Raw genomic sequence first — 7,983 nt, forward strand, 5'->3', positions numbered from 1 at the left:
TCGGTGGAGGGGTTCTTGGGGGAGTTGCAGGAGCGGCAGGCCGGGGTGTTGGAGCATCAGCATTTGGGGTTGGCGGAGATCCAGCGGGTGGTGGGGCAGGGGGAGTTGTTCGACACGCTCCTCGTCTACCAGAACTACCCGCGCAACCCGAACGGGCCGCTGGAGCTGACCGGGCTGAGCATCGAGGGCGCGGCGGGCGACGACTCCGCCCACTACCCGCTCGCGCTCGCCGTCGCCCCCACGGACGAGATGGAACTCCGGTTCGACTTCCACTTGGACAAGTTCGACGCCGAGACGGTGCGGGCGCTGGGCGACCGGATGGTCCGGCTCCTGGAACAGATAGCCGAGGACCCCGCCCAACCGCTCGGCCGTCTGGACGTCCTCGTGGCCGGCGAACGCCCCCGGGTGGTCGAACAGTGGAACGCCACGGAGCGGGAACTGCCCGCCTCGACGGTCCCGGCCATGTTCGCGGCGCAGGTGGCGCGGACTCCGGACGCGGTGGCGGTGATCGGCGCCGAGACGTCCTGGTCGTACGCGGAGCTGGACGCCCTGTCGGACCGGGTGGCGGGTTGGCTGGGTGCGTCCGGCGGCCGGGTGGGTGTGGTGATGGACCGTTCGCCGGAGTTGGTGGCGGTGTTGCTCGGTGTGCTGAAGTCGGGTGCGGCGTACGTGCCGTTGGACGCGGGGCATCCGGTGGAGCGGTTGCGTGGTGTGGTGTCCGAGGCCGGGGTGTCGGTGGTGGTGGCGGATCGGGTGCTGGAGGGCTTGGACACGGTCCCGGTGGCCGACCTTCTGGAGGCCGCTCCGCTGGCTTCGGCTCCCGTGGTGTCTCCGGAATCGCTGGCGTATGTGATGTACACGTCCGGTTCGACGGGTCGCCCGAAGGGTGTGGCGGTCACGCATCGTAATGTTGCGGCGTTCGTGGCGGATCGGGCGTGGCGTGATGATGTGGTGGAGCGGGTGTTGGTGCAGGCCAACCATGCTTTCGATGCGTCGACGTACGAGCTGTGGGTGCCGTTGGCTCGTGGCGGTCAGTTGGTCGTGGCGCCCTCGGGTGACTTGGACGCGGCTGAGCGCGGTCGGTTGATCGCCGAGCACGAGGTCACCAACGTCCATGCGACTGCTGGTCTGTTCCGGGTGTTGGCGGAGGAGTCGCCGGAGATCTTCACCGGTGTCCGTGAGGTCTCGACAGGCGGTGACGTGGTCTCCGCGTCCGCGATCCGTGCGCTCCTCGATGCGCACCCTGATCTGGTCGTGCGGACGACGTATGGTCCGACCGAGACGACGGCGTTCACGACGCAGATTCCGTACCGTGCGGGCGACGAGGTTCCGGCGACCGTCCCGATCGGTCGGCCGATGGACAACAGCCGGGCGTACGTCCTGGACGAGTTCCTGCGTCCGGTCCCGCCCGGTGTGACGGGTGAGCTGTACCTCGCGGGCGCCGGACTCGCCCGCGGCTACGACAGCCGCCCGGGTCTCACCGCTGAGCGTTTCGTGGCCTCGCCGCACGGCGGTGGGCGTATGTACCGCACGGGTGACCTGGCTCGGTGGACGGCCGACGGTGAGTTGCTGTTCGCGGGCCGCGCCGATGATCAGGTGAAGATCCGGGGGTTCCGGATCGAGCCGGGTGAGGTGGAGTCGGTCCTTGCCGCGCACGAGTCGGTGGGGCAAGCCGCGGTGATCGTGCGGGAGGACCAGCCGGGCGCCAAGCGACTCGTCGCGTACGTGGTCGCCGCGGGCGACTCGCTCGACACGGAGGCGCTCCGCGAGGTCGTCGCGGGCAAGTTGCCGGAGTACATGGTGCCGTCCGCGGTCATCGCCCTCGACACCCTTCCCGTCACGGTGAACGGCAAGCTCGACCGGGCCGCCCTCCCCGCGCCCGAGGTGATCGAGTCGACCGGCCGGGGTCCGCAGACGCCGACCGAGGAACTGCTGTGCGGCTTGTTCCGTGAGGTGCTGGGCCTGGAGTGGGTGGGCGCGGAGGACTCGTTCTTCGAGCTGGGCGGCGATTCGATCATGTCGATGTTGGTGGTGGCGCGGGCGCGGCGGGCTGGTGTGGTGATCACGGCGCGTGAGGTGTTCGAGCGGAAGTCCGTGGCTGGGTTGGCGTTGGTGGCGCGGGAGTTGTCGGGTGTGGGGGTGCCGGCCGGGGGTGGTGTGTCGGCGGTGGGTGCGGTGCCGTTGACGCCGGTGATGCGGGAGTTGCTGGAGCGCGCCGGTTCGGTGGCGCTGACGGGCGCCTTCTCCCAGTCGATGTCCGTGGAGGTTCCGGCCGGGCTGGAGTTCCCCCGCTTGGAGGCGGCGGTGCGGGCGGTCGTGGACCACCACGACGTCCTGCGCGCCCGACTGGAGTTGGTGGACGGCGTACCGGACCGACTGACCATCCCGAAGAAGGGGGCAGGGACGACGCCCGGTGTGCGGCGGGTGGATGCGCGGGGTCTGGTGGGTGGTGGGTTGGGTGATGTGGTGCGGGGTCGGGTGGAGGAGGAGGCGAGGCTTCTGGATCCGGTGGGGGGCCGGATGGTGCGGGTGGTGTGGTTCGACCGAGGTCCCGACGAGACGGGGCGGCTGCTGTTCGTCGTGCACCACCTGGCCGTCGACGGGGTGTCCTGGCGGGTGCTGATGCCGGATGTGGCCACGGCGTACGCCCAGGGTTCGGGAGCGGGTCTGGAGCCGGTGGGGACCTCGTTCCGCGCATGGATGGAGGCGCTGTCGGCTGAGGCGGTGAGCGCTGGTCGGATGGCCGAACTACCCGCGTGGAAGCAACTCCTGCAAGGGGTGGACACGACCCCGTTCGGTGACCGGGCGTTGGATCCGTTGGTGGACACGGTGGCTGCGGGGACGCGTCGGGTGGAGGTGCAGGTGCCGACGGAGGTGACGTCGGAGCTGCTCACCCGGGTGCCCGCGGCGTTCCACGCGGGGATCGATGACGTGTTGCTGGCCGGGCTGGCGGTCGCGCTCAAGGAGCAGCGCGGCGTTGCGGGACCCGTGTTGGTGGATGTGGAGGGTCATGGGCGGGTGGCGTTGGGGGAGGGGGTGGATCTGTCGGGGACGGTGGGTTGGTTTACGTCTTCGTATCCGGTGCGGGTGGATGTGGGTGGTGTGGATGTGGGTGTGGGGTTGTTGGTGAAGCGGGTGAAGGAGCAGGTGCGGGGTGTGCCGGGTGAGGGGTTGGGTTATGGGTTGTTGCGTTTTGTGGGTGGCGAGTTGGGTGGTTTGTCGCATGCTCGGGTTGGTTTCAACTATATGGGTAGGTTTGGTGTGGGTGGTGGGGGTGTGTGGGAGTCGGATGGTGAGGTGGGTTTGGGTGGTACGGCTCCGGAGGGGATGGGGTTGGTGCATGAGGTGGAGGCGGGGGGTGTGGTGCGTGATGTGGAGGGTGTGGGTCCGGTGTTGACGGTGTCGTTGGTGTGCCCGGTGGGGGTGTTGGGCGAGGTGGAGTTGCAGGTGTTGGGTGAGGCGTGGGTGGCGGCGTTGCGGGGTGTGGTGGCGCATGTGGTGGAGGAGTCGGGTGGGGGGCATACGCCGTCGGACTTCCCGTTGGTGGCTGGCCTGGGACAGGGCGCGGTGGAGGAGTTGGAGGCTGCGGTTCCCGATCTGGTGGACGTGTGGTCGCTCTCCCCGTTGCAGGAAGGACTCCTCTTCCACGCCCGCTACGACGAGACGGGCGATGACGCCTACGTGGGCCAGCGCTTCGTCGACCTCGAAGGCCAGCTGGACGGCGAGTCACTGCGCCGGTCCTGGCAGGCCCTGCTGGACCGACACGCCAGTCTGCGCACCGGATTCCGGCAACCGGCCGGCCTGGAGGACCCGGTGCAGGTGGTCTCCGCCGGGGTGGTGCTGCCCTGGCGGGAGGTGGACCTCTCCGGGCTGCCCGACCCGGACGCCGGGATCGGCGCTCTCACGGACGAGGAGCACCAGCGCTTCGACCTCACGAAGCCCCCGCTGCTGCGGCTGCTCCTGCTGAAGCTGGGCGACACCCGGCACCGTCTGGTCATCACGATGCACCACATCGTCATGGACGGCTGGTCGCTCCCCGTGCTCTTCGAGGAGCTCTCCCACATCCACGCGGCCGGCGGCGACGCGTCCGCCCTGCCTCCGGTCACCCCGTACCGCGACTACCTCGCCTGGCTCGACCGCCAGGACGCGGAGGCCGCCCGGACCGCTTGGCGTGAGCTGCTCGCGGACGTCACCGAGCCCACCGTGTTGGCCCCGTTGGACCGGGACGCCGAGTCGGTGCAGCCCCGACACGTCGTCCTCCAGCTGGAAGAACCGCTGACCCGAACGCTGCGCGAGACGGCGCGGGTGCGCGGGCTGACGCTCAACACCGTGGTGCAGGGGGTTTGGGGCGCGCTGCTCGGCGTGCTCACGGGCAGGAGCGACGTGGTGTTCGGCGCCACGGTCGCCGGACGCCCCGCCGAACTCCCGGGGGTCGAGCGGATGCTCGGCCTGCTGATGAACACCATCCCGGTCAGGGTCACGCTCGACGCCCGGCTCACGATCGCCCAGCTGCTCACCGGACTCCAGGCGCAGCAGGCCGAACTCATGGGCCACCAGCACATCGGACTGGCCGAGATCCAGCGCACCGCCGGCCCGGGCTCGGCCTTCGACACCCTGGTCGTGTACGAGAACTATCCGCACGATCCCGACGCCGGACGCGACCTCGGCGGACTGCACATTGTCGGCGGGGGCGGCGAAGAGGCCGCTCACTACCCCTTGACCCTGGTCGTCTCGCCCTCCGACCGACTTGAGCTCCAGCTCGACTACCGGCCGGACGTCCTCGACGAGGAGACGGTCCGCGCCCTCGGGGAGCGGGTGCGGCGCCTCCTGGAACAGGTGGCCGCCGACCCGGACCTGCCGGTGCCGCTCCTCGACGTTCTCGACGGCTCCGAACACGACCGGGTGACCCGGCGCTGGAACGACACGGACCGTGAGGTCCCCGTCGAAACGCTTCCCGAGCTGTTCGCGGCACAGGCGGCACGCACGCCCGACGCGGTGGCGGTGCTCGGAGCCGAGACGTCCTGGTCGTACGCGGACCTGGGCGCCCTGTCGGACCGGGTGGCGGGTTGGCTGGGTGCGTCCGGCGGCCGGGTGGGTGTGGTGATGGACCGTTCGCCGGAGTTGGTGGCGGTGCTGCTCGGTGTGCTGAAGTCGGGTGCGGCGTACGTGCCGTTGGACGCGGGGCATCCGGTGGAGCGGTTGCGTGGTGTGGTGTCCGAGGCCGGTGTGTCGGTGGTGGTTGCGGACCGGGTGTGGGAGGGGCTGGAGACGGTCCCGGTGGCCGACCTTCTGGAGGCTGCCCCGCTGGCTTCGGCGCCTGTGGTGTCTCCGGAATCGCTGGCGTATGTGATGTACACGTCCGGTTCGACGGGTCGCCCGAAGGGTGTCGCGGTCACGCATCGCAACGTCGCGGCGTTCGTGGCGGATCGGGCGTGGCGTGATGATGTGGTGGAGCGGGTGTTGGTGCAGGCCAGCCATGCTTTCGATGCGTCGACGTACGAGCTGTGGGTGCCGTTGGCCCGTGGCGGTCAGCTGGTGGTTGCTCCGTCGGGTGATCTGGATGCGGCTGAGCGCGGTCGGTTGATTGCCGATTACGGGGTCACCAACGTCCATGCGACGGCTGGTCTGTTCCGGGTGTTGGCGGAGGAGTCGCCGGAGATCTTCGCCGGGGTGCGCGAGGTGTCGACGGGCGGCGATGTCGTCTCTGCGTCCGCGATCCGCGCGCTCCTCGATGCGCATCCTGATCTGATCGTGCGGACGACGTACGGTCCGACCGAGACGACCGCGTTCACGACGCAGATTCCGTACACCTCTTCTGACGTCGTGCCCGATGCCGTGCCGATCGGTCGGCCGATGGACAACAGTCGGGCGTACGTCCTGGACGAGTTCCTGCGTCCGGTCCCGCCCGGTGTGACGGGCGAGCTGTACCTGTCGGGTGCCGGACTCGCCCGTGGTTACGACGGTCGTCCGGGTCTGACCGCTGAGCGTTTCGTGGCCTCGCCGCACGGCGGTGGGCGCATGTACCGCACGGGTGACCTCGCTCGCTGGACGGCCGACGGTGAGTTGCTGTTCGCGGGCCGCGCCGATGACCAGGTGAAGATCCGGGGGTTCCGGATCGAGCCGGGTGAGGTCGAAGCGGTCCTCGCCGCACACGAGTCCGTGGGCCAGGCCGCGGTGATCGTCCGCGAGGACCAGCCGGGCGTCAAGCAGCTCGTCGCGTACGTGGTGGCCGCAGGGGCGGACGTGGACACGGCAGCCCTGCTCGCCCGGGTGGCCGAGCGGTTGCCGGAGTACATGGTGCCGTCCGCGGTCATCGCACTGGACAGCCTCCCCGTCACCGTGAACGGCAAGCTCGACCGGGCCGCCCTCCCCGCACCGGACCTGGGCGACGGAGGGGGCCGGGCCGCGTCGACCCCGCTGGAGGAACTGCTCTGCGGGATCTTCGGCGAGGTACTGGGGCGGGACCGGGTCGGCGCCGAGGAGTCCTTCTTCGACCTCGGTGGTGACTCCCTGCTCGCCATGCGCCTCACGGCCAGGGTTCGTGCGGCTCTGGACGCCGAGGTCGGCATTCGCGAGCTGTTCGGCACGCCCACCGTCGCCGGCCTCGCCCGGCTGATCGAAGGTGCTCGACAGAGCGGTCGGAGCGGGATCGTCGTACGCGAGCGTCCCGAGGTGCTGCCGCTGTCGTTCGGACAGCAGCGGATGTGGTTCCTCAACCGGATGGAGGAAGCGGGCGTCGGCGCGGCGTACAACATGCCGTTGGCGCTGCGGCTCTCCGGCGTGATGGACGTATCGGCTCTGGAGGGCGCACTGGGCGACCTCGCCGACCGGCACGAGACCCTGCGCACGGTCTTCCCCGACACCGCGGGGGTGCCCCGACAGCACGTCCTGACCGGTGCGGCGGGTCGCCCCGTGCTGGAGGTGCGTCCGATCGACGAGGCCGACCTGCCCGCGGTGCTGGTGGCCGAGGCCGCGCGGGGCTTCGACCTGGCCGGGGAGCTGCCCTGGCGGGTCACCCTGCTGGTGCTGTCGGACACGGAGTCCGTGTTGCTGTTGGTGGCCCACCACATCGCGGTGGACGGCTGGTCGATGGGCGTCCTCTCCCGTGACCTGCGGACCGCGTACGAGGCACGCCGTTCCGGTACCCCGGCCGCCTGGTCGCCCCTGCCCGTTCAGTACGCCGACTATGCGCTGTGGCAGCACGACACGCTCGGCGACCCCAGTGACCCCGACAGCCTGATCAGCGGCCAACTCGACTACTGGCGTGCGGCGCTGGCCAACCTTCCGGAGGAGCTGTCGCTCCCCGTGGACCGGCCCCGGAAGGCGGTCGCCTCGTACGAGGGCGGGTCCGTGCCGGTCGACATCGACGGCGCGACCCACGCCGCGCTGGTGGACCTCGCCCGGCAGCATTCGGCGACGCTGTTCATGGTGGTGCAGGCGGCCCTCGCGATGCTGTTGGCCCGGCTCGGCGCCGGTACCGACATCCCCGTCGGCACCGCGGTCGCCGGGCGCGCCGACCGTGAGCTGGACGACCTCGCCGGTTTCTTCGTCAACACTCTGGTCCTGCGCACCGACGTCAGCGGTGACCCGTCGTTCGAGGAACTGCTCGCCCGGGTTCGGGACGCCGACCTCGCCGCCTACACCCACCAGGACGTGCCGTTCGAGCGGCTGGTGGACGAGTTGAACCCGGTGCGTTCCCTCTCCCGGCACCCGTTGTTCCAGATCATGTTGGTGCTCCAGAACGCCCCCGCCGAGCCCTGGGACCTGCCGGGCCTGACCGTGCTTCCGCTGAGTGCCGAAGCGCTGCCCGACGAGGTGCTGCCCGCCCGGTTCGATCTGTCGCTCAGCCTCGCGGAGCGGCGTGATGGGCGGGGTGTGCCGGTGGGGTTCAGTGGTGATGTGCAGTTTGCGTGGGATTTGTTCGATGAGGTGTCGGTGCGGTTGTTGGTGGGTCGGTTGGTGGGGGTGTTGGGGCAGGTTGCG

At 70.1% G+C, this 7,983-nt stretch carries 1 protein-coding gene; it reads left to right on the plus strand.

Features of this window, described 5'->3' with window-relative positions; all coding sequences use genetic code 11:
- Nucleotides 1-15 precede the first annotated feature (15 nt).
- Nucleotides 16-7,983 (plus strand): amino acid adenylation domain-containing protein (locus tag ACFWIA_RS34740; protein ID WP_387011264.1); only part of this gene is annotated, 7,968 nt, incomplete at its 3' end.

The organism is Streptomyces sp. NPDC127068 (genome assembly GCF_042724695.1).
Lineage (GTDB): Bacteria > Actinomycetota > Actinomycetes > Streptomycetales > Streptomycetaceae > Streptomyces.